The following is a 1,175-nucleotide window of genomic DNA, read 5'->3' on the forward strand; positions in this document are numbered from 1 at the left end:
TGCCGGTCTCCGTGGCGAGGGCGACCCGCAGCTCGGCGTAGCCGGAGAAGCCGAACGCCCGGCAGAACCTCGTCACGGTGGCGGGCGAGCTGCCCGCCCGTTCGGCCAGCGCGATGATGGTCGACCGCGCGGCCTCGGCGGGGTCGCCGAGGATCACCTCGCCGACCCGGCGCAACGCCTCCGGCAGACCGGGCAGTTCTGTTTCGACGCGCCCGAGGGCTCCTGAAGTCACGAATATTCCTTCCGAATACTCGGTCTTCTGGCGAAAATTATTCTTGCTTCCCGGTCACGTCAACCCCCAGAATTCGACCGTGACCAAATCGCTGGTGCTCGGTGTCGACGCGGGAGCCACCTCGACGCGCGTGTCCGTCCACACCCTCGACGGCACCCGGGTCGGCTACGCGCGGGCGGGCGCCGGCAACCCCTCGGCACACGGTCTGGACAAGGCGGTGGCGGCGATCGGCACGGCGCTCGGGCAGGCGCTGGGGTCGCACGACGGCGGCCGGGTCGTGGCCTCGCTGGCCGGGGTCGCGGGCCAGGTCGACACGCTGGTTCCGGAGCTGGCCCGGGTGTGGGCCGGCCACGGCATCGAGGCGGGCCCGCTGATCGAGCGCGACGTGGCGGTGGCCTACGCCGCCGGCACCGCCGAGCCCGACGGCTCGCTGCTGCTGTCGGGCACGGGCGCGGTCGCGGCCAGGGTCGCCGGCCACCGCATCGACACGATCGCCGACGGGCTCGGCTGGCTGCTGGGCGACGAGGGCTCGGGCTTCTGGATCGGCCGCGCCGCCGCCAAGGCCGTGGTCTCCGCCCTCGACCGGGGTGCGACGGGCGAGCCGGGCAGCCTGGTCGCGCTCGTCGTCGAGCAGGTCCTGGGCGAGGAGCGTCCGGGGTCGCCGCGGGCGGTCGCCGACCGGTTCGTCCGGCTCGCGCAGGCCGACCACATGCGCCTGGCCGCGCTGTCCGCCCTGGTCAGCCGGGCGGCCGAGGCCGGTGACCCGATGGCGCTCAAGGTCGCCGAGGAGGCCGCCGACCGTCTGGTGGCCACCCTGCGCAGGGTGCACGTCTCGGGCGACATCGTGCTCGCGGGCAGCGTGCTGACCAGCGAGGGGCCGGTGCGCCGGGCCGCGATGGCGGCGGCTCGGCACTGCGGGTCCGCGCCGGCGGTGCTCGACGCG

General features: G+C 75.0%; 2 protein-coding genes. One reads left to right on the forward strand and one right to left on the reverse strand.

The window, feature by feature from the left end; genetic code table 11:
- Positions 1-232: MurR/RpiR family transcriptional regulator (locus ACWCSD_RS52930; RefSeq protein WP_449927610.1), on the reverse strand; the 232-nt coding region annotated here is incomplete at its 3' end.
- A gap of 79 nt (positions 233-311) precedes the next feature.
- Here ACWCSD_RS52930 and ACWCSD_RS52935 point away from each other — a divergent pair.
- Positions 312-1,175, forward strand: an 864-nt coding sequence (locus tag ACWCSD_RS52935) for an N-acetylglucosamine kinase (protein WP_449927613.1), incomplete at its 3' end; no start/stop codon positions are given.

This window comes from Nonomuraea sp. NPDC001684 (assembly GCF_053596515.1).